The following is a 24,246-nucleotide window of genomic DNA, read 5'->3' as shown; positions in this document are numbered from 1 at the left end:
AAGGCATTAATCATCCAGTCTCTAATTTATTTCTATACTTTTCTTCGTTCATTATCTCGCTTAATATCCTTCGATGTCATAAGCAGTAATCCGATTGCAATAGATAAACTCATCAAACTCGATCCACCATAACTTAAAAATGGTAACGGCACTCCAGTTAAAGGAATTAATCCGGAGATCCCACCGAGATTAATAAATGTCTGGATTCCGATATAGCTGGATACGCCGACACAGATCAGCTTATGAAACATTGTACGCGCGCTTGCTGCATAGACAAACCCTTTAAACACAATATAAAAGAGCAGACTGATGATGACAATCACACCGAGCAGCCCCAGTTCTTCAGCAATCACGGCAAAGATGAAATCGGTATGCGGCTCAGGCAGATACCCAAGCTTCATCACCCCGTTACCTAATCCTTTACCGAAGAATCCCCCATTACCGATAGCAAGCAGTGAGTTGGATAGGTGATATCCTGCCCCACTTTCATCTTTGAAGGGATTTGCAAGTACTTCAAAACGCTGTTTCTGATGGGCACCGAGAAAGTTTGTAAGGCCCGTGCCTAGAGAAAATAATGTAACGGTCGCTAGACTCACAGCGACTAATGCCCCCATCTTAAGTACCGTCTTAATAGCAATACCTGAATATAAGAAGATACTGCCAACAATCATCAGGATCAGTGCTGTGGAGCCGAAATCATTCTGCATCAGTACTAAACCAGAACAAAGTCCTACAAGAATTAGTGGTGCGATGATATCCGTACTCAGTTTATCAAGATTACGTTTCTTGTTATAGATATATGCCAGGTAGATGATCACCACAATCTTCAGCAGCTCAGAAGTCTGTAGCTGCATAAATCCTAAATTTAGCCAGCTCTTCGCACCATTGACCTCACGTCCGAAAATTCGGGTGAGAATAAGTAGCGCCATGACACCAAAGATTGCAAACTGCTGTAATCTCTTGTTGTACAACAGATTAATCGACATAAAATAAGTCATTACAAAAACGATACCGAAGCTAAGGATAATTGCAAACAACTGTCTAACATAGAAATAGTTTGCATTGACAGGTATACCACCGGTCAATGTCCCACGTGTCGCCGCAACCATACTCGCACTGTAGATCATCACAAGCCCTGTAAGCGTAAGTACAACATATGTAATCAGCAACGGAAAATCCACATATTTAGTATTGTGCTTAACATAATCAAAAAATTCTTTCAAGTAATTCATCAAATCCGCTCATTTCTAAAAAATAGTCTAAAGCATGCGCTTTAGACTTAAATATTGGTAAACGCATCATGGAGCTTAGATAATTCTTTCTCAAGCGTCACAAGTAATGCTTTCCCTTCATCGGCGTCCACAAGTCCTATCTTCACTGCAAAATCAACTTCACGGCTTAACCCGAACATCTGTGTATCTAAAACTTCCTCATAAAGTGGACATTGAGGCATCGTTAAGTTATCCATCTGGACTTTAATCAGCTGCAGAATCTTGTCTGCATCTTGATTAAGCTGGTCATATGCCTTTTGTTTGTAATCATTATTCCCCTGCATAGCATACTCCCTCATTTCATATTCTATACTTTAAAATTCTATAGCACGAGCCTTTAAAAATCAAGCATTTACTAATCGACCAATGTATATCATAATATGATTGAAAGGGTGATTGTGATGATAATTCAAATTAAGGGAAAAGTAAATTTTAATATTACACTGGATCCTTCAACTTTTATCTTTGATGATCGTAAAGTTGAGATGGATACAATCAAGAAAACGATTAAACTTGATGATGATACCATTTCATTTCAGGATAATTATGAATGGAATCGAGAGATATTAGAAGGCGGTTCAAAGCCTCCGACACTTGTTTCAGAAAAGAAATACAAGAAGCAGCAACTGCTTGAAGGGACATTCTTAATGAACCTCGAACCATTTATTAGGAATGCTGAGCCTCATCAGGATGCTACACGTATAAGGCTGACTAACGAAACTGAAAGTGCTGAGATTCAATTAGATGCGTTACCGAATTTTTATGTTCAGTTTTCTAAAGATGGTAAACGTCTATATGATGACGGGATGGTCGATGCCTATTTACTGGAAGATACACTAAATTTGAAACTTGCCCATGTAACGGGAATTGAAATTATATAGACATAAAAACAGAGATCAGGCTGCTGCCTAATCTCTGTTTTCTATTTTCTGATTACGTTCTTTATGCAGTCGATAGCGATATAATCCTAAAACGATGGCTGCGATGATCAGGCTTTCCCCTACCGGTAGAAATACCGCAAGGAAGTTAAGTATGATGCATCCTAAAAATAGCATGATATAGATCACTACATTCTGCCATAGCTTTAACTTACGTGCAAAGCCTAGATTATAGACGATTGCACTTAGTATAAAGATTGCGATAAGTAAATACCACATGCCAGCTTCTGGATTTTTATCTACTGCAAACAGTTTTGCGAGAAATGACATTCTTTGTTCAGGATCCGTGCTTACGTTCCCTATAAGAAAGTTCATTTAATCACTCCTATTCTTCTTCCTGTAATGCAGCTTTAGCTTTCTTCTGTTCTCTTTCACGTTGCGATTTATCTAATGTTTTCTTTCTTAGACGAATAGATTCTGGTGTAACTTCCACTAACTCATCATCGTTTAAGTATTCTAACGCTTCTTCAAGTGTTAAGATTCTCGGTTTCTTCATCGTTGTTGTCTGTTCTTTTGTCGCAGAACGAATGTTGTTTGCTGCTTTCACTTTCGTAATGTTAACCGTTAAGTCATTATCACGTGAGTTTTCACCAACGATCATGCCTTCATATACTTCAGTTCCTGGTTCCATGAAGTTTACACCACGGTCTTCCAGCGCTAAGATGGCATACGTACTTGCTACCCCTTTATCGATAGACACAAGAACACCGTTACGACGACCACCGATACGTCCTTTAAGTAATGGACGATATTCATCAAAGGTATGGTTTAAAATACCGTAACCACGTGTCATCGACATAAATTCCGTACGGTATCCGATTAGTCCACGTGCAGGCACGTTAAAGATAAGACGTGTATGGCCATTACCACCATTAACCATATCTACCATTTCACCTTTACGTACTCCAAGAGATTCTATAACAGAACCTGTATGTTCTTCCGGTACATCAATTTGTACACGCTCATACGGCTCATATTTCTTACCGTCGATTTCTTTTACGATAACTTCAGGCTTTGATACTTGAAGTTCGAAACCTTCACGACGCATATTCTCGATTAAGATGGATAAATGCAGTTCCCCACGACCAGATACAGTCCAGCTATCCGGACCTACAGATTCAACGCGTAATGATACGTCTGTTTCAAGCTGTGATTCAAGACGGTCTTGAATATTACGTGCTGTAACGAATTTCCCTTCCTTACCTGCAAATGGTGAGTTATTTACAGAGAATGTCATCTGTAAAGTCGGCTCATCGATGCGCAGAACAGGTAACGCTTCAGGATTGTCAACTGGCGCCACAGTTTCTCCTACGTTAATATCTTCCATACCAGAGACTGCGATTAAGTCTCCTGCATATGCTTTTTCGATTTCAACACGTTTTAATCCGAAGAAACCGAAGATCTTCGTCACACGGAAATTCTTGATTGTACCATCTAATTTAATCAATGATACTTGTTGACCCACTTCCATCGTTCCACGGAATACGCGACCGATACCAATACGACCAACATAGTCATTATAATCAAGTAATGCAACCTGGAACTGCAGATCCTCATCACGGTTATCAATCGGTGCAGGGACGTAATCGATAATTGTTTCGTATAAGCTCTGCATGTTCTCATCTTGTGTCGCTGCATCTAAACTTGCAGTTCCATTGATTGCTGAAGCATACACTACAGGGAAATCGAGCTGCTCATCATTTGCTTCTAATTCAATAAATAAATCATATACTTCGTCTAAAACTTCTTCAGGTCTTGCTGAAGGTTTATCTATTTTATTTACTACAACAACTGGCTTTAAGTTTTGTTCTAACGCTTTCTTTAATACGAAACGCGTCTGTGGCATTGTTCCTTCGTATGCATCAACAACAAGAATAACACCATCTACCATTTTCATGATACGTTCCACTTCTCCACCAAAATCGGCGTGTCCTGGTGTGTCCAGAATGTTGATACGCGTTCCTTTATAGTCTATCGCTGTATTCTTTGCTAAAATCGTGATACCACGTTCTCTTTCGATATCATTTGAATCCATTGCACGTTCATCAACCTGCTCGTTCTCACGGAATGTTCCCGATTGCTTTAATAATTCATCTACTAAAGTCGTTTTCCCATGGTCGACGTGGGCTATAATTGCAATATTACGTACATCTTCTCTTAATTTAGTCATGTGGTCTTTCCCTTCTTAATCAACTTACAGTTTTTATGTAACTGTGATATTATATCATATAATACGATATTAATATATCATGGAGTTTATAGAAAGTAAAAAGGAGTAAATTTATATGAAGAAAAGTACAATTACACAATTCGCACTTGCTTGTTTCGCAGTACTGATGCTTATCCTCTTTAGTATCGGACTTGCTGAAGGTAACTTATTACTTATAGGTATAGCAGTGATATTATTTATCGCCACTTTTGGCGTAGGCTTCACTTTCAAGAAGAAGTTTCGTGAAAATGGTGAGCTTTAAAAAAATTTTTTATCGATTTACCGCTTTTTAATTTTGAGACACTATTTTTTAATCTTTCATACTATTTTTAATTAATCACACTAAAATTTTTAAATTTTAGTGTGATTTTTTTGTAATTTTTTAAATATAGCAATTTGAATATCTCCAATTGAGTCGCTATATTATAATCATCAATGCAAAGGAGAACTGATATGCACATTAAACCATTAAGCAAACCTCATACATTAACTGCACTGGAATCGCTTGTCCATCGTACATCCAATACGCACTGCGCCGCACAGCTACATGAGCTGAATAAACGTTATCAGCTTGAGCATGCCTTTATGGCGCTTTTAAATCAGATTGACCATACACACTTTGAGTGCATATGGCAGTATCAGACGCATCACAATATCTATATCAACCTGATTATTATCACTGATAATGCAGTACATTTATTTAAGTTCAATGATTATAGCGGTTTACATCATATTGACGGTGACGGTATGCTTATAAATAGCACAACTTATACCACACACGCCGATATTTCCGAACTGCATTGTATGAAGTATTCTGTTATCAATGTGATGCCTGAAACTTCAACGCAACTGCCCGTGTATACAAAATGTGTGATGTTCAATGAGACCTTCATGCTTGATATCCATAGTCACCCGGGCGATATTCTGCTAAAGGATCAGATTTTACCCTATCTTGAGCGCATGAGTATCTGCTCAAAAAAAAAAAAAAAACAGCACCATTAGCACTGTCTTAGTCGATACTTCTGTAATACATGAAATCCATCTCCCCGACTACAAAAAGGGTGTCAGCTGTCCTGACTGCTTAGCGCTGAATACACTCAACCGGTTCAAATCTCTGAATTACTGCACACATTGTAATGCAATCATCGATTCAGAAAGCTTGTTCAATCATAATATTTCACAGTTTAAAGCGATATTATCCGAACAAAGACTGACGAGACGTAATTTCGCTGAATTTACAGCGCATTACTTCCCACCTTTTATACTCACGAAACTGCTGAATAAACACTTCCAGAAGTTCGGCACAACTAAAGGTGCCTATTATATTTAACGGCGATGGAACCTCTCTTGATGGATGCTATCAAGAGCAGCTGAATGTGGTTTCAAATACTGTGTATAAATTTCATCGTGGAGCGCTTTGTTTGCCACCATAATTGAATTCGCATGGAGCATATCCAGCGGTTCATTCAGCTGGTTCGTAACGACTGCCCCCACTTCCTCAGCGATGATGGCGCCACCGGCAAAGTCCCATGGATGGAGCCTGAGCGTAATATAAGCATCCACTTTGCCTGTTGCAACATAGGCGAAATCTAACGCTGCTGAACCATAGCTTCTTGCACTTCTTGCTTTGATGACGATGTCACTATAGATGTCTTTCGTATAATCTTTCGTTAACCAGTTCGGGTTCATGGAGATGATAGATTGATGCAGTTCGCTATCAATAAGTGGTGCTATCGGCTCTTCATTCTTGTATGCCCCGTGTCCTGCACGTGCGCTATACATCGTGTCACGCATGACGTCATAGATGACACCCGCATACTTCTTCCCATCAACAAATACACCGACAGAAATCGCAAAGTTTTCCTGCTGATGTACAAAGTTCAAAGTACCATCAATCGGATCGATAATCCATACCGTACCTTCCATAGAGGTAATATCTGTACCGCTTCCTTCTTCACCGATAATATGGTGCATTGGGTAAGCTTGCATTATTGCATCATACAGCAGCTGTTCGGTTTCTTTATCCATATTCGTGACAAGATCATTTGGATTTGATTTCGTTTCTATTAATAACGGCTGATTAAGTTGAGCTCTAATATTACTGCCAGCCTGATAAACAATCTGTTTCATAAATTCAAATAATTCCATAGCATCTCCTCCTAGGATCATTATACAATATCTTAAACATAAGCAAAATTGTTTCAACTTTATGTATATAATAGTATATATAAAAGAAAAAGGTGAGTGAACTATGGCAAAATATCATTTTACTTCAAAAGATTTCAATGTCTTTAACGTGGAAGGCTTAGAGCCGCGTATGGAAGCATTGATCGAAACAACGCGTCCGAAGCTAGAAGCACTTGGTGAATATTTTAGCAGCTATTTATCTCAGCATACAGATGAAACATTCTATCCACATGTAGCAAAACATCTGCGTCGAAAAACGAATCCACCGAACGATACATGGGTTGCATTTTCAACAAACAAACGCGGTTACAAGATGCTGCCCCACTTCCAGATTGGACTCTTCGATGACCACGTTTTCGTACTCTTTGGCATTATCTATGAATCCCCTGAAAAAGAGCGCATGGCGGCAAAGTGGCAGCAGCAAGTTAATGACATATTAGCACTTGATCGTGATTTTATCATTAAGGGCGATCATATGAAAAAGACATATGAAGCAGTTCATTCACTAGATGAAGATGCGCTGAAACGTTATATCGATCGTCTCATCAATGTAAAAAAAGGAGAACTATTATTCGGCAAAGTATTCTTACCTGATGATGATGCATTGATGTCAGATAAAAAGTTTTTAGCAGCGGTAGAAGATACGTTTTTTAAATTACTTCCTTTATATATTTAATACGTATGAGATGAGGGCAGATGATTACGCATCATTTGTTCTCGTCTCATATTTTTATCTGTTTTATTTCTATTCATTACTGAAATCAATTCAATAATAAAATTGCAATAATACTCAGATAATTTATAATTAGGTTAGGGCATATATTTTTTAAAATAAATATGAAGTGGGGTAATTTTATGAATGATGTAACATCACAAACGGTCAGTATTACGCTGAACGGCAAACCGATGGAAGTTCCGGACAATGTAAGCATTCTCGACTACTTAAGGTTTAAGGGCATTGATGTTCCAGCACTATGCTATCACCCCGATCTTGGTGCAATCGAAACATGTGATGCATGTATCGTTGAAGTCAATGGTGAGCTCGTACGTTCATGTAGTACACAGCTTAAAGACGGGGACATTGTCAAGACAGGATCAAGTGAAGCATTTGAAGCACAGATGATTGCGATGGACAGAATATTACGTAATCATGAACTTTATTGTACAGTATGTGATTTTAACAATGGAAACTGTACAGTACATAATACCGTTAAGAATTTAAAGATAGATCATCAGGCTACTGCCCAGTCTCCTAAAGGTGCACCAAAGAATATCGGTAAGTTCTACCGTTATGATCCAGATCAATGTATACTTTGTGGTCGCTGTGTGCAAGCCTGTCAGAATGTACAGGTCAATGAAACATTGATGATTGACTGGGAATTAGAACGTCCACGTGTCATCTGGGATGGGAATACGGACTTAAATATCGATGATTCCTCTTGTGTCAATTGTGGTCACTGCTCTACCGTATGCCCATGTAATGCAATGATGGAAGTTGGCATGGTTGGTGAAGCTGGTTTCTTAACTGGTATGCTTAAGGACGCATTCCGTCCGGCTGTAGAAGTTACGAAAGCAGTAGAAACAGGGTACACACCGCTTATGGCTATCTCAGACGTTGAGGCAGAGATGCGTAAGGATAGAATCAAGAAGACTAAGACAGTTTGTACGTACTGTGGTGTCGGATGTTCTTTCGAAGTATGGACGAAAGGTCGCGAAGTGCTGAAAGTAGAACCAAGCCCTGAAGCACCGGCGAACCAGATTTCTACATGTGTTAAAGGTAAATTCGGCTGGGATTTCGTAAATTCAGGTGAACGTCTAACGAAGCCATTAATTCGTGAAGCGGATGGCTTTAGAGAAGCGACCTGGGAAGAAGCACTCGACTTAATCTCTTCTAAATTTAAAGAGACGATTGATACGCGTGGTCCTGAAAGATTAGCGTTCATCACTTCTTCTAAGTGTACAAATGAAGAATCGTACTTAATGCAGAAGCTTGCCCGTCAAGTCGTAGGTACGAACAACGTAGATAACTGTTCACGTTACTGTCAGTCTCCTGCAACGATGGGATTATGGCGTACGGTTGGTTACGGAGGAGACTCAGGTTCGATTACAGATATCGCACGTGCAGAACTGATTATTGGACTCGGAACAAACACAGCTGAAGCACATCCTGTTATCGCAACGCGCGTAAAGAGTGCTCAGAAATTACACGGCTCTAAATTACTTGTAGCAGATATCCGTAAACATGAGCTGGCAGAACGTGCTGATATGTTCGTGCGTCCGAATCCAGGTAGTGACTTAGTGTGGTTAAATGCAGTAACGAAATATATTATCGACAATAACTGGCAGGACCAGGCATTCATCGATAAGCATGTGAACAACTACACTGCCCTCGTTGAAGGACTACAGAAATACACAATCGATTATGCTGCAGAACATACTGGCATGTCGAAAGAAGAAATTATCAAGATTGCAGAAATGATCCATGAAGCAAAAACGACAGCCGTTATGTGGGCGATGGGTGTGACTCAGCAACGTGGGGGTAGTGATACTTCTACTGCGATCTCTAACCTATTGCTAGTAACAGGTAACTATATGAAACCAGGTGCAGGATCTTATCCATTACGTGGTCACAACAATGTTCAAGGGGCTTCAGATATGGGAAGCATGCCAACACATCTTCCTGGTTACCAAAAGATTGCAGACAAAGCGGTGCTTGAAAAATTCAGCAAAGCATGGGGTGTAGCATTAAACCCTAATGTCGGTCAGAATAACCACCAGATGGTAGATGCAATGCATGCGGATGAGCTTGATGTATTATACTTAAAAGGTGAAGATATGGGTATCGTTGATTCGAACATCAACTACGTCCGCGAAGGATTTGAAAAGCTGAAATTCTTCGTTGTACAAGACATCTTCTTCTCAAAAACTGCTGAATATGCAGATGTTATTCTACCTGCAGCACCAAGTTTCGAAAAAGAAGGAACATTCTCGAATACAGAGCGTCGTATTCAGCGTCTCTATCAAGTAATGGAACCTTTAGAAGGTACGAAACCAGACTGGAAGATTATTCAGGAGATTGCACAGCATATGGGCGCAGACTGGGATTATGCGCATCCAGGTGACGTAATGGATGAAATCGCGTCATTAACACCAATCTACTCAGGGGTATCCTATGACCGACTAGAAGGGTTCAATAGCTTACAATGGCCAGTTAAAGAAGACGGCACAGATTCTCCGTTATTATTTACAGAAGGCTTCCCATTTGATGATAAGAAAGCGAACTTCTTCCCTGTTGACTGGACAGAGCCGACTGAATATGAAGCACAATATGATATTCATGTTAACAACGGACGATTGCTTGAGCATTTCCACGAAGGTAATATGACATATCGAGTTAAAGGTCTTGCAATGGAAACACCGGATGCATTCTTAGAAATTTCTCAGGAACTTGCAGACGAACGTGGTATTCAAACAGGTAACCTCGTACGCTTACAGTCACCCTACGGCAAGGTTGATGTACGCGCATTAATTACTGACCGTGTATTCGGCAAAGAAGTTTACTTACCGATGAACGATAATGGCGATGCAGCGATTAACCTGCTCTCAAGCTCTATCGCAGATAAAGACACATCAACACCAGCTTACAAAGAAACAAAGGCAAAGCTTATCATCCTAGATAAAGGTAAGAAATCACCATTACCAGAAAATAACTTCCGCTTCGGGAACCGTGTACCACAAATGGGCGTTAACGTTGAAGCGAAATGGAGACGAGATGACTATGTGTATCCAGGCGATATCGTTAAAATGAGAGGTGATAGATAATGGCACAACCAACACGTGTAATTAAACCGACTGAAGTAGATATTGAAGCACTCCGACAAAAGGAATTACGTGAATTAGAAGATCAGCTGATCCAGCATAAAGATACGTTACTTAAATTATTCCGTTTACTCGAACAGCTCGATGAGCATGAAGCATTAAATGCAGCCAATGCTGCGCTCTCTCAAAGCGATCCGATATTAACGCGTGTGTTAAAGGCCATCAATGAAACTGAAAGTGACCAGGCGATTCGTAACGCACTCCTACTCGTCCAAGGATTAGGTAAGTTTAACTTCAATGATATCGAACCGATGATCTTGAAGTTCAATAAAGGTCTGAAATTATCGACTGAATATAATCAAAGCACACCACTTGGGTGGACCGGATTACTTAAAGTATTAACAAATAAAGATTTCGTTGAAGGTTCTATCGTACTGACAAAGTTTGTTAAGGGTTTCGGTACATCCTTCCAGCAGCTGAAACAGGAGCAGGGCATCGTTGACCCTGTACATACAAATACGGGTGATGTAGCGCATGCACATCACACAGAACTTCCGAGTAAATCTAAGCGGGATGAAGTACGCGGCACTTCAAATTCAAAGTACGTTGGCATTGCAGCGCTTGGTGGCGCAGCACTTTCAATCGGCTCATTACTCTTAAAAAAATAAAAGGACAGGTAATCCTGTCCTCATAATAAAAACCAGAAACAATCGTTTCTGGTTTTTATATTGGTCTTAAGTTTTACTTATCTTCTATTGTTATAGTTGTCTCGACGTTCGTCGACTGCATCTTTTGTTTTATCAACGTAAGTTACACGGTCTGAATCACTATCGATATTGTTATCGAAATGTGTATCTACTCTGTCTTCACGAACTGTAGAACGTTCTACATCATCTACCACGACATCGTCATGCTTGTCGTCTGCATCATAAGTGAAATCCTTTTCTTCTTCGATACGAGCATCGCGTTCAACATGTGATGGTGCAGCGTGCTGTTCACGCTCAACATGTGCAGGGTCTTCATAATAGTCATTATTCTTAATTACTTTATCTTTACGCGCAAATAAAAGTATTGCTGAAATAAAGAAGAATAATGGAATAAATCCTAAGATGAATGTAAAGAAGAATGGTGTTGTAAACAATCCAGCAAGCAATAACATTATTCCTGCAAAGATTCTCTTCTTCATCTTAAGTAATCCGATTAATCCTAAAATAATCGGGATTAAAGAATAAGCTAAGAAATACCAGAAACTCTTAACAAATAATGGTACAGCTTCTTCAACTGTTAACCCCATTTGGTTAAAGGCATCTGCCATTTGGTTATTTTTCTGCATCTCTTCATTCAATCCATCTTTCATTGCCTGAATGAATTCTGGGTTGTTCCCATTCACTAATAATTGATAAAGACCAAATAATGAAAGTGCTAATAGTGGTAACCATGCTAACCACCCAAAGATTTTTTCAGGAACTCGACTTACGGGTTGTACTGTTTGAGTATATTCTCTACGACTCATATATCCATCTCCTTTAAACTTATTTCTTATATAGTACCCTCACAAATAAATTTTATGCACAAATATTGAAATTGGCTGAAATCAACGTACGCTTATCTCAAAGACATCTTAAATTTAAGGAAGAGTTCGTTATATCTTTTTATATTTTCATAACCAAGGTCCTCATATACTTCCAGCTTCTCCTGCACTGCTTTATTCGGATAGAATCGTTCATCTTCTCGTGTTTCTTTATCCAGTAATCTTAAAGCCGCATTATTTGGTGTCGCATATCCGACCCACTCCGTATTCTTTTTTGCATTTTGTGCATCAAGCAGAAAGTTAATAAATTCATGTGCCCCTTCAATATTTTGTGCCGTTTTTGGGATGACGATATTATCGAACCATAGATTCGATCCTTCTTTTGGTACAACAAAGTCCAGATTTTCATTTTCTGTCATGATATCAGCACCCATGCCACTCCATACAACCGCAACATCCGCTTCTTTTTGTACCATCATCGTATTAATTTCATCTGCTACAACACCTTTTACATTCGGTGCAAGTTTCTCAAGCTTCTGCTCTGCCTTAAGTAATTTATCAGGGTCAGTCTCATTTAAAGATTCCCCCATACTATTCAGCGCTAATCCAAGTGCTTCACGGGCACCGTCAACAATAAGAACGTCGTCTTTCAGGCGCTTATCCCATAAACTATCCCAGCTCGAAAAATCAATGTCTTTCGTTGTGTCCGGATTGTATAGAATGCCTACAGTACCCCAGAAATATGGGATAGAGTATTCATTTTTCTTATCAAAAGGGAGATCCATAAAATCTTTATTAATATTTTTTAGATTTGGTATTTTATCATGATCGATGGGCAGCAATAACTTTTCATTTTTCATCTTCTGAATCGCATATTCACTAGGGACAGCAATATCATAGCTTGTCCCCCCATTCTTAATCTTTGCGAGCATCGCTTCATTGGAATCAAACGTCTCTAGTACGACACGAATCCCTTTTTCCTTCTCAAACTTTTTAAGCAGATCAGGATCGATATATTCGCCCCAGTTATATACATAGAGGACATTCCCTTTTCCACCTGATGGCGGTGGATTGATAAAGCGGCTTGAGAATAATAATAATACGGCAACTACAAGTGAGATGAAGATTAGCTGCATCAGTTGTTTCATGATTTTGCACCTGCCTTTAACTTCTTCTTATCTGCATTTGTTGTTACTACGTAGTAAATTGCAATGATTGTCATCACCACTAAGAACATTAATGTGCTGATCGCATTGATTTCCATTGAAATGCCTTTACGTGCCATCGAGTAGATTTCAACAGATAATACGCTAAAGCCATTTCCAGTGACGAAGAAACTGACTGTAAAGTCATCCAGACTATAAGTCAGTGCCATAAAGAATCCAGCAAGTGCACCAGGGAGTATATGCGGGATAATGACATTTTTGATCGTCTGCCATGTGCTCGCACCTAAGTCATAGCTCGCATTAATAAGAGATGTATTTAAATCATATAGTTTTGGTAATACGAGCAGTACCACGATGGGCACACAGAATGCGATATGTGATATAAGTACAGACCAGAATCCAAGCCCAAGCCCTGTAAAGTGACCGATCGCAGTAAATAAGATTAAAAACGAAGAGCCGATCACTACATCAGAACTTACCATCAATATATTGTTTAATGTCAATAGTCCGATTTTAATCTTCTTATTGCGCATATAGTGTATCGCAATAGCGCCACAGATACCAATCACTGTAGAGATGCTTGCTGCAATAAGTGCCACAGCGAGTGTATTCACGATAATAACGAGTAGGCGCTTATTCTCAAACACTGCCTTGTAATGATCTAACGTAAAGGATTCAAAATGATTCATATTGCCAGCAGAATTAAAGGAATAAAACATTAAATAGAAGATCGGGAAATATAAAATGAAAAGTGCGACCGCTAAAAATAATTTACCTCTTAGTTTCATTTTATATCCTCGCTTTCGTTTTTAGATTTCGTGATGATCATCACAAATGCCATCGCTAAAATTAAGAATACGGCAATCGTCGAACCCATTCCGTAGTTCTGTGTCACTAAAAACTGTTCTTCAATTGCTGTCCCTAAGTTGACAACCTTATTCCCTGCAATCAGACGGGTAATCATGAACAAGCTTAAAGCCGGGATAAATGTAACTTGTATCCCTGTTTTCACCCCTTCAAGTGATAAGGGCATGATGATCTTTCGAAAGGTCATCCACTCGGATGCACCGAGATCGCGTGATGCCTGGATTAAATTGTCCGGAATTTCATTCATACTATTAAAGATCGGCAGTATCATAAATGGTATATAGATATAGATAGATACAAAGATAAATGCTGTATCTGTAAACAGTAGATTTGCTGCAGGTAGATGTAAGAAGTGCAGCACATCATTGATAGTGCCTTGTTTACTGAATATACCGATGAACGCATACGTCTTTAATAACAGATTGATCCAAGTCGGTAAGATAATGATCAGCAACCATAGCTGTTTATGTTTCGCCTGCTTTAAGACGAGCGCAATCGGGTATGCAATAATTAAGCAAAATAAGGTAATAATCGATGCATAAATAAAGGAAGATAGTGTCATCTTTAAATATGTCGGCGTCAAAAAAGACTGGTAGTTCTCAAATGTAAACTGCCCATCGTGATTCGTAAACGACGTATAAAATATCATAACGAGCGGCATTACGATAAACAGAATAATCCAGAGCATGTAAGGGACTAAGAAAAAGTTTTTCGCTCTTTGCATACTACACCTCGTATGATTCAATACGACGATCGAATTCTTCTTCTGTCTCACCAGGCAGCATAATATGTATTGCTTCCTCGGTAAATGTAAGTCCTACACGTTCACCCGGTGTCGCTGGTTTCGTCGACTGAATAATCCATTCATTCCCTGCTTCGTCAATACAGCAGATTTCGTAATGCACACCACGGAACAGTGTAGAGTCAACAAGCGCATGAATTTTACCCATTTCAGGTGCAGTGATTTCGATATCTTCTGGACGTATTACAATGTCCACCTTTGCATCTGGTTTAAATCCTTTATCGACACATGCAAAGCGCTTGCCGTACATCTCAACGACGTAATCTTTGACCATGATACCGTCTACAATGTTTGATTCTCCGATAAAGTCCGCCACATAACGGTTCACAGGTTCATCATAGATATCCAGTGGTGTACCACTTTGTTCAATTTTACCCTTATTCATTACAAAGATATAATCGCTCATTGCAAGCGCCTCTTCCTGGTCATGTGTAACAAAGATAAAGGTTTTACCGAGACGATTTTGAATTTCTCGCAGTTCATACTGCATCTCTGTTCTGAGTTTTAAGTCAAGGGCACTTAACGGTTCATCAAGTAATATCACTTCCGGGTCATTAACGATGGCACGTGCAATCGCGACACGCTGACGTTGTCCACCACTCATATCCTTAATATCACGGTTTTCAAAATCTGCAAGTTTTACAAGCTGTAACGCCTCTCGGACCTTCGTTTTAATGCTGTCTTCATTTTCTTTCTTGATACGTAGACCATACGCTACATTTTCAAACACATTTAAATGCGGAAATAAGGCGTAGTCCTGAAAGACGGTATTCACTTTACGTTTATTCGGCGGTACATCATTGATACGCGCTTCATCAAAGTATATATCGCCACTTGATGCTTTCTCAAAGCCGGCAATCAGACGTAATATCGTCGTCTTCCCACAACCCGATGGTCCAAGCAGCGTATAAAACTTACCCTTTTCAATTTCAAAGCTGATATCATTAAGAATCGTATTGTCTCCATATGCCTTTGTCACATGGTTAAACTGAATAAATTGTTTCATTGTTCACCTCTATAAGTAAGACTCTGTCGCCACAATCAGTACGCGTGCCACTTTGTCTGTTCGATTAAATAATTGATGGGATTCGTTCGCCTTAAAATAGAACGATTCCCCACATTGCGCATGATAATCTCTTCTACCGATATGAATACTCGCTTCACCCTGTAACACATAGATAAAACTATCTGACATGCTTGGTAAAAACTTTTTATACTTCTTACCGGGTTCAATCGTTATAATGACCGGTTCCATATCAAATTCATTAGAATCTGGAACGAGCCAGTTAATCATGTAGCCATCATCATACTCATCATAGATTGTCTGTTCTGACTTTGGATAATGAATACGCTGCTCATATTGCTGTTCACTGAAGAAATCTTTTGGCTTAGAGCCCAGGACCTCCAAAATATTAAAGAATGTTTCCATTGAAGGGGAACATAGATTGCGTTCCAGCTGTGAAATATATCCTTTTGAGAGATCTGTACGTTCGCCAAGCTCTTCTTGTGTCAAATTCTTCTGGCGCCTTAAATCTTTTATCTTTTTTCCGATATCCATACATTCACACCTTAGTTTAATAATTATAAACAAATAGTTTAATAATGTATTAAATGTATCAAAAATCGATGTACATTTCAATATTCATTAAAAATTTACTTCATTGAAAATACTTTTTCGTTATTTTCTTTCGCTTGTTGTGCACGCTTAACAGTATGATAGCCGGAATACGTCGATACTTGTTCAAATGACTTTAAGATACGATTCTCCTCTGACTTCATCGGTGCCACTTGTTTAAAAGCGCGATAAAGCGTAAGAAAATCTTCAGTATTCACACTACGTTCATACGCATCTTCAATCAAGCTCAAAAAATTAACAACATCTATAATCTCATCTTGTGACCATTCTGTATCGATTGGATAACTATAGTTCATATACATTCCTCCATAAAAAAAGTACTATTCATATAATATGAATAGTACTTTGAAATTGTAAAGTTTATTACATTGTGTGAATTGGGTGACCCATTGCAACTTCTGCTGCTTCCATCGTAATTTCACCTAATGTTGGGTGAGCGTGGATTGTTAATGCAATATCTTCTGCAGTCATGCCCGTTTCAATTGCTAAACCAAGTTCCGCGATGAGGTCAGATGCACCAGCACCGGCAACTTGCGCACCGATTAATAATCCGTCTTCTTTAAGTGTGATGAGTTTTAAGAAACCATCAGTCTCACCGATTGATAATGCACGGCCATTTGCAGCGTAAGGGAATTTAGACGCTTTAAAGTCTAATCCTTCTTCTTTAGCCATTGCTTCAGTGTAACCAACCGTCGCTAATTCAGGTTCAGTGAAACATACAGCAGGAATACCTAAGTAATCTACTTCTGATTTTTCACCTGAAATAGCTTCAGCTGCAACTTTACCTTCATAAGAAGCTTTGTGTGCAAGTGGTGGTCCAGCAACGATGTCACCGATTGCGTAGATGTTCTCAACTGAAGTACGACTTTGAGCGTCAACTTCAATGATACCACGATCAGTCATTTTAATGCCTAAACCTTCTAGACCTAACTCATCTGTATTTGGACGACGTCCTACAGTTACTAAACAGTAGTCCGCTTCGATTGTATGTGTTTCGCCTTTAGCTTCATAAGTGACTTTAACACCGTTTTCTGATTCTTCAGCTGACTTCGCCATTGCTTCAGTAACGATTTCAACACCTTTAGCTTTAAGACCTTTTTTAACAACTTGTGTCATTTGTTTTTCGAATCCGCCTAAGATATCTTTAGCGCCTTCTAAAATTGTAACTTTTGAACCGAAGTTAGCGTAAGCTGTTCCTAATTCAGAACCAATATATCCGCCACCTACAACAACTAAGTGTTCTGGTACTTCAGGAAGTGCTAATGCACCTGTTGAATCGATAACACGTTTGTTGAATTTGAAGTTTGGAATTTCGATTGGACGTGAACCTGTTGCGATAATCGCATTCTTGAATGTGTAAGTCTGAGAAGCTTTTTCAGTCATCACTTTCAAGTTGTTTTGGTCTACGAAGTAAGCTTCACCTTGAACGATTTCAACTTTGCGGCCTTTAAGTAAAGAACCAACGCCACCAGTTAAACGATTAACAACACTGTTTTTGAATTCTTGAACTTTAGAGAAATCTAAAGTTACGTTTTCAGCTTTAATTCCATATTCTTCAGAATGTTTCGCTGTTTCGTATTTATGAGAAGCTGAAAGCATTGCTTTTGAAGGAATACAACCTACGTTTAAACAAACGCCCCCTAAGTTTCCTTTTTCTACGATTGTTACTTTTTGTCCTAATTGTGCTGCACGAATTGCTGCAACATATCCACCAGGACCTGCTCCAATTACAATAGTATCTGTTTCAATAGGAAAATCTCCAACTACCATCTGTTTACCCCTCCATTAATAATAATTCTGGATTATTTAACAAGCGTTTAATATGGTTCATTGCACTTTGTCCAGTTGCGCCATCGATTTGACGGTGGTCGAAACTTAATGATAATGCAAGAACTGGTGCTGCAACAATTTCTCCATCTTTAACGATTGGCTTTTGCGCGATACGACCAATACCTAAAATTGCAACTTCAGGATGGTTAATAACTGGAGTGAACCATTGTCCACCAGCTGAACCGATATTACTTATTGTACATGAAGCACCCTTCATTTCGCTAGGAGAAAGTTTGCCATCACGTGCTTTAACTGCTAATTCATTGATTTCATCAGAAATCGCGAAGATTGATTTACGATCTGCATTTTTTACAACAGGTACTAATAGACCGCGTTCAGTATCAGCAGCGATACCAATGTTGTAATAATGTTTGTGTACAATTTCTTCAGTCGCATCATCTAATGAAGTGTTTAAAGCAGGATATGCTTTAAGTGCTGAAACTAACGCTTTTACAACGTATGGTAAGAATGTTAATTTCGTACCTTGTTCAGCTGCAACTTCTTTAAATTTCTTACGGTGATCCCATAATGCCTGTACTTCTACTTCATCCATTAATGTTACGTGTGGTGCAGTATGTTTAGAGTTCACCATTGCTTTTGCAATTGCACGACGCATTGCCGGAATTTTCTCGCGTGTTTCTGGGAAGTCACCTTCTGGTGCTGCAACTGGTTGAGGTGCTGCTTGTGCTGGTGCTTCTTGAGCTGGTGCTTCAGGTGTACTTGCAGTTGTTTGTCCACCTTCAGCATACGCTAGAACGTCGTCTTTTAAGACACGACCGTTTTTACCAGTACCTTGAACAGCTTTAATGTTAACCCCTTTATCACGGGCTAATTTACGTACTGAAGGCATTGCGATAACACGGCGGTTTTCATCAACTTCAACGTCTTGTGCAGGTGCTTGTGCTTCTGCTTTAGGCGCTTCTGTAGTTTCAGCTTGTGCTTCCTCTTTTGGTTCTTCTTTTGATTCTGCAGCATCATTTTGTGCGTGTGCGTCATCAGAATCGATTGTTACGATAACCTCACCTAGATTTGCTACAGTTCCTTCTTCAGCCACGATCGTATTGATCTTTCCTGTTACTGGAGATGGAATTTCTACTACAGATTTATCACTTTGTACTTCTAACAAAATATCGTCTTCTTGTACTTCGTCACCAGACTTAACGAACCACTTTACGATTTCACCTTCAAATATCCCTTCACCAAGGGCAGGTAACTTAAATTCAAATGCCACAATAAATTCCTCCTAAAGAATTAAGAATTAAAATAAATGAATGAAAAGTAACATCGTGATGCCACTTTTCATTTTACACGTTTATCTTCTAGATTAGAATTCTAACGTCTTTTTCGCTACTGCGATAATATCTTCTTTGTTTGGTAACCAAACGTTTTCTGCTTGAGTAAATGGATAAGCAGTATCAGGGGCTGATACACGTCCAATAGGTGCTTCCAGGCTTAAAATCGCACGCTCTGAAATTTCAGATACGACATTCGCACCAACACCCGCTTGTCTTTGCGCTTCTTGAACAACAACAACGCGACCAGTCTTCTCAACTGAAGCAACGATTGTTTCAATATCAAGTGGTTGAACAGTACGTAAGTCGATGACCTCTACTGAATGTCCATCTTTCGCTAACGTTTCTGCTGCTTTCATAGATTCTTGAACCATTGCACCATAAGTAATGATTGATAAATCAGTACCCTCTTGTTTCACTGCTGCTTTACCGATTTCAACCGTATACTCTTCTTCAGGTACTTCTTCACGGAATGAACGGTATAATTTCATATGCTCTAAGTAAACAACAGGATCGTTATCGCGAATCGCTGAAATTAATAATCCTTTAGCATCATATGGGTTTGATGGGATAACAACTTTAACACCAGGTGTTTGCGCCATTAGACCTTCTAAGTTATCTGCATGAAGTTCTGGTGTATGTACCCCACCACCAAATGGTGAACGGATAACAACTGGTGCAGTTTTTGTTCCACCTGAACGGAAGTGTTGACGAGATAATTGTGCTGCAATTGAATCGAATACTTCGAATACGAATCCGAAGAACTGAATTTCCATTACTGGACGGAAACCAGTTAATGATAAACCTACCGCTAAACCACCGATACCAGACTCAGCAAGTGGTGTATCGAATACACGATCTTCACCGAATTCTTTTTGAAGTCCTTCAGTCGCACGGAATACCCCACCGTTGACACCAACGTCTTCTCCGAAAACTAATACGTTTTCGTCATTTTTTAGTTCTGTTTGAAGCGCATTTGTAATCGCTTGAATCATTGTCATTTGTGCCATGACTTATTTCGACTCCTTCTCTTTATAAATTTCCATCTGTTCCTTAATATTTTGAGGAACGTTATCAGAGTACATAATCTCCATTAATTGCGTCACAGTTTGTTTTGGTGTCGCATCCGCTTCTTTAATCGCGTTTTTAATGTCTTCTTTCGCTCTGTCCATTACTTCATTTTCTTTCTCTTCAGACCATAATCCTTTTGCTTCTAAGAATTTACGGAAACGTACTAATGGATCTTTTTTCACCCACTCGTCATCTTCATCTGAAGTTCTGTAACGTGTAGGATCATCACCGGCCATCGTATGTGGACCATAACGGTAAGTGATTGTTTCGATTAATGTTGGACCTTCACCAGCAACTGCACGGTCACGCGCTTCTTTCGTTGCTTGATATACTGCTAAAGCATCCATACCATCAACAACGATACCAGGGATACCGACCGCTACTGCTTTTTGTGCTAATGTTTTCGCAGCTGTTTGTTTGCTACGTGGTGTTGAGATTGCATAGTTATTATTTTGGATAACGAAGATTGCAGGTGCTTTAAATGCTGATGCAAAGTTGATACCTTCATAGAAGTCACCTTGTGAAGAACCACCGTCACCTGTATAAGTAATTGCTACTGCATCTTGACCACGTTTCTTAAGACCAAGTGCTACCCCTGCAGTCTGAACATATTGTGCACCGATGATGATTTGTGGTGCTAAAGCGTTCATTCCTTCAGGCATTTGAGACCCAACAAAGTGTCCACGTGACCATAAGAAAGCTTTTGTAAGTGGTAAACCGTGCCAGATTAATTGTGGTACGTCACGGTAACCCGGTAAAATGTAATCTTGTTTCTCTAAAGCATAATGAGAAGCTAATTGAGAAGCTTCCTGACCCGCAGTCGGCGCATAGAATCCTAAACGTCCTTGGCGGTTAAGAGAGATAGAACGTTGATCTAATACACGCGTCCAGACCATTCTCTCCATTAATTCAACCAATTGTTCATCCGTTAAGTCAGGCATAAAGTCTTTATTAACGACATTGCCATCTAAATCTAATACTTGTACTACTTCAAATTTTGATTCGATCTCTTGTAGAGTCGAAACTGCATCGAATGGAGCTTGCTTTTTCGGAGCCATTCAATTCACCAAACCTTTCTAGTTTTTATACGTTACAAGTTCATAATATCACAAAATTGTATTACTGTTAAAGAAAAAGTTTGTGACAATATAAAGAGCATGAAATAAGGATTATTTCACGCTGTGTTATAGTAAACGATGAACCTGTTATATATCAAAAATGTAATAGCAGCACTTATTTACCGTTCAAGATATCTGTCATTTTCGTCTTCTCTTGTTCGACTGCTCTTAACATGTTGGCATAGGCCGTAGTATCTTTGTTGAACTGTTCATACTTCTTAGTAACATTTTCAATCTTGGCATTGACCACCTTAGATTTTGGCTGTGGCTGTTTCAAATATGTAAATACATCTTTCTCTGTTTTAAGGATGTCTTTATAGCTATTCATAAGCTGCTGGTGCTGCGTGTACTTTTTATCATTCACCTCTATAAATGATGCGACCTGCTTTTTCTGTGTTTCATCTTTGATATCTTTCGTCATCGCTTTTGCATCTTCATAAATTCCTTTTGATTTGTCCATTGCCTTTATTTCTTCTTGAATGGCGTCTCTTCTGTCGTCAGCATTTTTAAGCAGCTGGTCAGCGTAGCCTTTAATTTCACCTTGCTTCGCTTTATTGATCTGATTAAAGATTTTCACTTTATCATTCTCTAGTTTCTGTAGTTTTTCACCTGTTGTCTTAACAGGTTCTTCCGCTTTTACAGAAGTGTCGATCTGTGTGGCAAAATTGCCGAGCGCTTCTGTCTTACCTTGACAGGCAGCTAATAACAGAACCATTAACAAAGCAAATATTAATTTACTTATCTTCATATTGAACCTCCTTAATTTATGGCTTTATGTTATATCTTTTCAAAATCATTTTCAAACGATAGCACATATCTTAATAATCTGATATATTTTACTCTGAGGAGTGAAGACAATGCTAACAATGAAAGACATTATTCGGGACGGACATCCTACATTAAGAGCGAAAGCTGAGGAAGTTCCCCTCCCCCTATCAACAGAAGACAGACAGCTGATCGATGATATGCTTGAGTTTCTTAAGATGAGCCAGGATGAAGAACAAAGCAGGAAGTATCAGCTAAGAAGTGGTGTCGGCATCGCCGCTCCACAGCTGAACTATAAGAAACGCATGCTCGTCATCCATTTCTACGACGAAAAAAAGGGCGATTATGTGACGCATCAGCTCATCAATCCCAAGATTATCAGCCATAGTGTCGAGAAATCCTATCTACCGACCGGTGAAGGCTGCCTGAGTGTAGATGAAGCTGTACCGGGCATCGTACATCGCTATGCGCGTATCACCGTCAAGGCGTATACCCCAGATGGCGAAGAAGTGAAGCTTAGATTGAAGGACTTCAGTGCAATCGTCGCTCAGCATGAAATCGATCATCTGAACGGTGTCATGTTCTATGATCATATCGATAAAGCAGATCCAATGAAAGTACAAAAGGATGCCATTGCAGTTGAATAAAAACCGAAGCTTAAGCTTCGGTTTTTTTAAATAAATTCATCGTTTCTAACTTGGTATGCAATCCCTTTTTCACCCAGCACCTGTGTGACTTCATCAAGCTCATCAACATGCAGAAACATCGGATCTTTCGGTCTCGGTGCCAAATGTACATCTTCTGCTTCAAACAGGTCTTCGTACAAGAATGTAGCTACGACATCATTTCCTCTGACATTAAATTCTATCATTTTAAGATGAATCGCTTTATTTTCTGACTCTCTTAACATTTCTTGTGCATGTGTATTCATCGTCATCATCCTTCAATTAAATTTAATGCTTTAACTGCATACATTATACCATCTTCATCAACTGCTTTTGTAATGAAATCTGCATACTGTTTCAATTCATCAACACCGTTGCCCATCACAACGCCAATGCCAGCACCTTGGATCATCTCGATATCATTTAATCCATCACCAAACGCAATCGTATCTTCAATATTAAATCCAAGCGAGGCTGCAAGGTGCGTTATCCCCCTCATCTTGGAGCCGTTAGCAGGCACGACATCACGACTCAGTTCATGCCATCGTATAAACTTCAGATGTTCAAATTGCCCATCATAGATTCCATCCTCACTTTGCTGATGAAATATCAGCGCCTGATAGATTTTGTGCTGCATATAGAAAGTATCAGCTTTACGTGGATGCGCCATATGCATCGTATCCAGACTTGTCTTGATATACTCGTGGAAATCAATATTCGCTACAAGGTCATCATGTGTTAAGAAGACCACGGGATGATCATGTCCATGTGCAACATGTTCAAGTGCTTTAAGGCTTTCAGTATCGAGTGGGTTTTCATAGATGACATTACCATTCGCATAGACATACTGACCATTAAATGACACATAGTTCTTAATACCTGTCTCTTCCAGAACTGGCTGCACCAAAAATGGCGCACGTCCTGTCGCAATCGCGACAGTATGCCCTTGTGTCTGCAACGCCTTTATCGCAGCCATCGTTGAATTTGGAATGTTTTTGTCGTAATCATAAAGCGTACCGTCAATATCAAATAATATTAGTTTATGTTCCATCATTGTCCTCCTACTATATTTATTTATA

The 24,246-nt window shown here is 39.3% G+C and carries 27 protein-coding genes; 8 read left to right on the top strand and 19 right to left on the bottom strand.

From position 1 onward, the window contains the following. Positions 1 to 32: 32 nt before the first annotated feature. Positions 33 to 1,232: an FtsW/RodA/SpoVE family cell cycle protein gene (locus tag KYI10_03945; GenBank protein ID QYA33593.1), complete on the bottom strand. Its 1,200-nt coding sequence runs from the start codon at positions 1,230 to 1,232 to the stop codon at positions 33 to 35. Between the two features lie 47 nt (positions 1,233 to 1,279). Next, positions 1,280 to 1,555 (bottom strand): YlaN family protein, encoded by a 276-nt coding sequence (locus KYI10_03940; protein ID QYA33592.1) that lies wholly within the window; start codon positions 1,553 to 1,555, stop codon positions 1,280 to 1,282. Between the two features lie 120 nt (positions 1,556 to 1,675). Here KYI10_03940 and KYI10_03935 point away from each other — a divergent pair, with 120 nt between their 5' ends. Beyond that, a complete protein-coding gene (locus KYI10_03935) occupies positions 1,676 to 2,152 on the top strand; it encodes a hypothetical protein (GenBank protein QYA33591.2) in 477 nt (158 codons plus the stop codon). Positions 2,153 to 2,179: 27 nt separating this feature from the next. Here the strand turns inward: KYI10_03935 and KYI10_03930 are convergent, their stop codons facing one another. Then, entirely contained in the window at positions 2,180 to 2,524 is a 345-nt protein-coding gene (locus KYI10_03930) for a YlaH-like family protein (GenBank protein QYA33590.1), read from the bottom strand. Positions 2,525 to 2,534: 10 nt separating this feature from the next. Beyond that, the gene (gene typA / locus KYI10_03925) at positions 2,535 to 4,379 is read right to left on the bottom strand and encodes a translational GTPase TypA (protein QYA33589.1); all 1,845 of its coding nucleotides are present in this window, start codon (positions 4,377 to 4,379) and stop codon (positions 2,535 to 2,537) included. Positions 4,380 to 4,494: 115 nt separating this feature from the next. Between typA and KYI10_03920 the strand changes: the two genes are divergently transcribed. The 3 genes from KYI10_03920 (at position 4,495) to KYI10_03910 (ending at position 5,748) form a co-directional block, all read left to right on the top strand. After that, positions 4,495 to 4,680, top strand: coding sequence for a DUF5325 family protein (locus tag KYI10_03920; GenBank protein ID QYA33588.1), 186 nt, complete (start codon positions 4,495 to 4,497; stop codon positions 4,678 to 4,680). Positions 4,681 to 4,871: 191 nt separating this feature from the next. Further along, positions 4,872 to 5,420, top strand: coding sequence for a hypothetical protein (locus KYI10_03915; GenBank protein ID QYA33587.1), 549 nt, complete (start codon positions 4,872 to 4,874; stop codon positions 5,418 to 5,420). Positions 5,421 to 5,577: 157 nt separating this feature from the next. Continuing rightward, positions 5,578 to 5,748 carry a hypothetical protein gene (locus tag KYI10_03910; protein QYA33586.1) on the top strand — a complete coding sequence of 57 codons (171 nt, stop codon included), beginning with the start codon at positions 5,578 to 5,580 and terminating at the stop codon, positions 5,746 to 5,748. Here the strand turns inward: KYI10_03910 and KYI10_03905 are convergent. Then, positions 5,745 to 6,566, bottom strand: a complete 822-nt coding sequence (locus KYI10_03905) for an inositol monophosphatase family protein (protein QYA33585.1) — start codon at positions 6,564 to 6,566, stop codon at positions 5,745 to 5,747. The genes KYI10_03910 and KYI10_03905 overlap by 4 nt on opposite strands. Before the next feature lie 103 nt (positions 6,567 to 6,669). Between KYI10_03905 and KYI10_03900 the strand changes: the two genes are divergently transcribed. From KYI10_03900 to KYI10_03890, 3 genes are all read left to right on the top strand, one after another. Continuing rightward, the gene (locus KYI10_03900; protein QYA33584.1) at positions 6,670 to 7,281 is read left to right on the top strand and encodes a DUF1054 domain-containing protein; all 612 of its coding nucleotides are present in this window, start codon (positions 6,670 to 6,672) and stop codon (positions 7,279 to 7,281) included. Between the two features lie 179 nt (positions 7,282 to 7,460). After that, positions 7,461 to 10,427: a formate dehydrogenase subunit alpha gene (fdhF, locus tag KYI10_03895; GenBank protein ID QYA33583.1), complete on the top strand. Its 2,967-nt coding sequence runs from the start codon at positions 7,461 to 7,463 to the stop codon at positions 10,425 to 10,427. Then, positions 10,427 to 11,092 carry a hypothetical protein gene (locus KYI10_03890; GenBank protein QYA33582.1) on the top strand — a complete coding sequence of 222 codons (666 nt, stop codon included), beginning with the start codon at positions 10,427 to 10,429 and terminating at the stop codon, positions 11,090 to 11,092. Before fdhF ends, KYI10_03890 begins: the two co-directional genes overlap by 1 nt. A 77-nt stretch (positions 11,093 to 11,169) precedes the next feature. Here KYI10_03890 and KYI10_03885 read toward each other — a convergent pair whose 3' ends face one another. The 12 genes from KYI10_03885 to KYI10_03830 all read right to left on the bottom strand — a co-directional run bounded on the left by KYI10_03885 (position 11,170) and on the right by KYI10_03830 (position 22,485). Further along, complete coding sequence (locus KYI10_03885; GenBank protein QYA33581.1) at positions 11,170 to 11,937, bottom strand: DUF4064 domain-containing protein; 768 nt, start codon at positions 11,935 to 11,937, stop codon at positions 11,170 to 11,172. Between the two features lie 92 nt (positions 11,938 to 12,029). After that, positions 12,030 to 13,103, bottom strand: coding sequence for an ABC transporter substrate-binding protein (locus KYI10_03880; protein QYA33580.1), 1,074 nt, complete (start codon positions 13,101 to 13,103; stop codon positions 12,030 to 12,032). Beyond that, a complete protein-coding gene (locus tag KYI10_03875; GenBank protein ID QYA33579.1) occupies positions 13,100 to 13,909 on the bottom strand; it encodes an ABC transporter permease in 810 nt (269 codons plus the stop codon). The genes KYI10_03880 and KYI10_03875 overlap by 4 nt, the downstream gene beginning before the upstream one ends. Beyond that, positions 13,906 to 14,712: an ABC transporter permease gene (locus KYI10_03870; protein ID QYA33578.1), complete on the bottom strand. Its 807-nt coding sequence runs from the start codon at positions 14,710 to 14,712 to the stop codon at positions 13,906 to 13,908. The genes KYI10_03875 and KYI10_03870 overlap by 4 nt, the downstream gene beginning before the upstream one ends. A gap of 1 nt (position 14,713) precedes the next feature. After that, positions 14,714 to 15,796: an ABC transporter ATP-binding protein gene (locus KYI10_03865; protein QYA33577.1), complete on the bottom strand. Its 1,083-nt coding sequence runs from the start codon at positions 15,794 to 15,796 to the stop codon at positions 14,714 to 14,716. Positions 15,797 to 15,805: 9 nt separating this feature from the next. Then, on the bottom strand, positions 15,806 to 16,348 hold the full coding sequence (locus KYI10_03860) for an XRE family transcriptional regulator (GenBank protein ID QYA33576.1): 543 nt from the start codon (positions 16,346 to 16,348) through the stop codon (positions 15,806 to 15,808). Positions 16,349 to 16,443: 95 nt separating this feature from the next. After that, positions 16,444 to 16,722 (bottom strand): UPF0223 family protein, encoded by a 279-nt coding sequence (locus KYI10_03855; protein QYA33575.1) that lies wholly within the window; start codon positions 16,720 to 16,722, stop codon positions 16,444 to 16,446. 67 nt (positions 16,723 to 16,789) lie between these two features. After that, on the bottom strand, positions 16,790 to 18,196 hold the full coding sequence (gene lpdA / locus KYI10_03850) for a dihydrolipoyl dehydrogenase (GenBank protein QYA33574.1): 1,407 nt from the start codon (positions 18,194 to 18,196) through the stop codon (positions 16,790 to 16,792). A 4-nt stretch (positions 18,197 to 18,200) separates the two neighbouring features. Next, positions 18,201 to 19,487 (bottom strand): dihydrolipoamide acetyltransferase family protein, encoded by a 1,287-nt coding sequence (locus tag KYI10_03845; GenBank protein ID QYA33573.1) that lies wholly within the window; start codon positions 19,485 to 19,487, stop codon positions 18,201 to 18,203. A 93-nt stretch (positions 19,488 to 19,580) separates the two neighbouring features. Next, positions 19,581 to 20,558, bottom strand: coding sequence for an alpha-ketoacid dehydrogenase subunit beta (locus KYI10_03840; GenBank protein ID QYA33572.1), 978 nt, complete (start codon positions 20,556 to 20,558; stop codon positions 19,581 to 19,583). 3 nt (positions 20,559 to 20,561) lie between these two features. Beyond that, positions 20,562 to 21,677 carry a pyruvate dehydrogenase (acetyl-transferring) E1 component subunit alpha gene (pdhA, locus tag KYI10_03835; protein ID QYA33571.1) on the bottom strand — a complete coding sequence of 372 codons (1,116 nt, stop codon included), beginning with the start codon at positions 21,675 to 21,677 and terminating at the stop codon, positions 20,562 to 20,564. A 175-nt stretch (positions 21,678 to 21,852) separates the two neighbouring features. After that, positions 21,853 to 22,485, bottom strand: a complete 633-nt coding sequence (locus KYI10_03830; GenBank protein ID QYA33570.1) for a YkyA family protein — start codon at positions 22,483 to 22,485, stop codon at positions 21,853 to 21,855. A 109-nt stretch (positions 22,486 to 22,594) separates the two neighbouring features. Between KYI10_03830 and def the strand changes: the two genes are divergently transcribed. Beyond that, positions 22,595 to 23,149, top strand: a complete 555-nt coding sequence (gene def / locus KYI10_03825; GenBank protein QYA33569.1) for a peptide deformylase — start codon at positions 22,595 to 22,597, stop codon at positions 23,147 to 23,149. A gap of 26 nt (positions 23,150 to 23,175) precedes the next feature. Here the strand turns inward: def and KYI10_03820 are convergent, their stop codons facing one another. After that, entirely contained in the window at positions 23,176 to 23,442 is a 267-nt protein-coding gene (locus KYI10_03820; protein QYA33568.2) for a hypothetical protein, read from the bottom strand. Further along, the gene (locus KYI10_03815; GenBank protein ID QYA33567.1) at positions 23,439 to 24,218 is read right to left on the bottom strand and encodes a Cof-type HAD-IIB family hydrolase; all 780 of its coding nucleotides are present in this window, start codon (positions 24,216 to 24,218) and stop codon (positions 23,439 to 23,441) included. The genes KYI10_03820 and KYI10_03815 overlap by 4 nt, the downstream gene beginning before the upstream one ends. Between the last annotated feature and the right edge of the window lie 28 nt (positions 24,219 to 24,246).

This window comes from Macrococcus sp. 19Msa1099, assembly GCA_019357535.2.
Taxonomy (GTDB): Bacteria; Bacillota; Bacilli; order Staphylococcales; family Staphylococcaceae; genus Macrococcoides; species Macrococcoides psychrotolerans.
The sequence above is the reverse complement of the archived record's forward strand: the minus strand, read 5'-3'. Positions and strand labels throughout refer to the sequence as shown.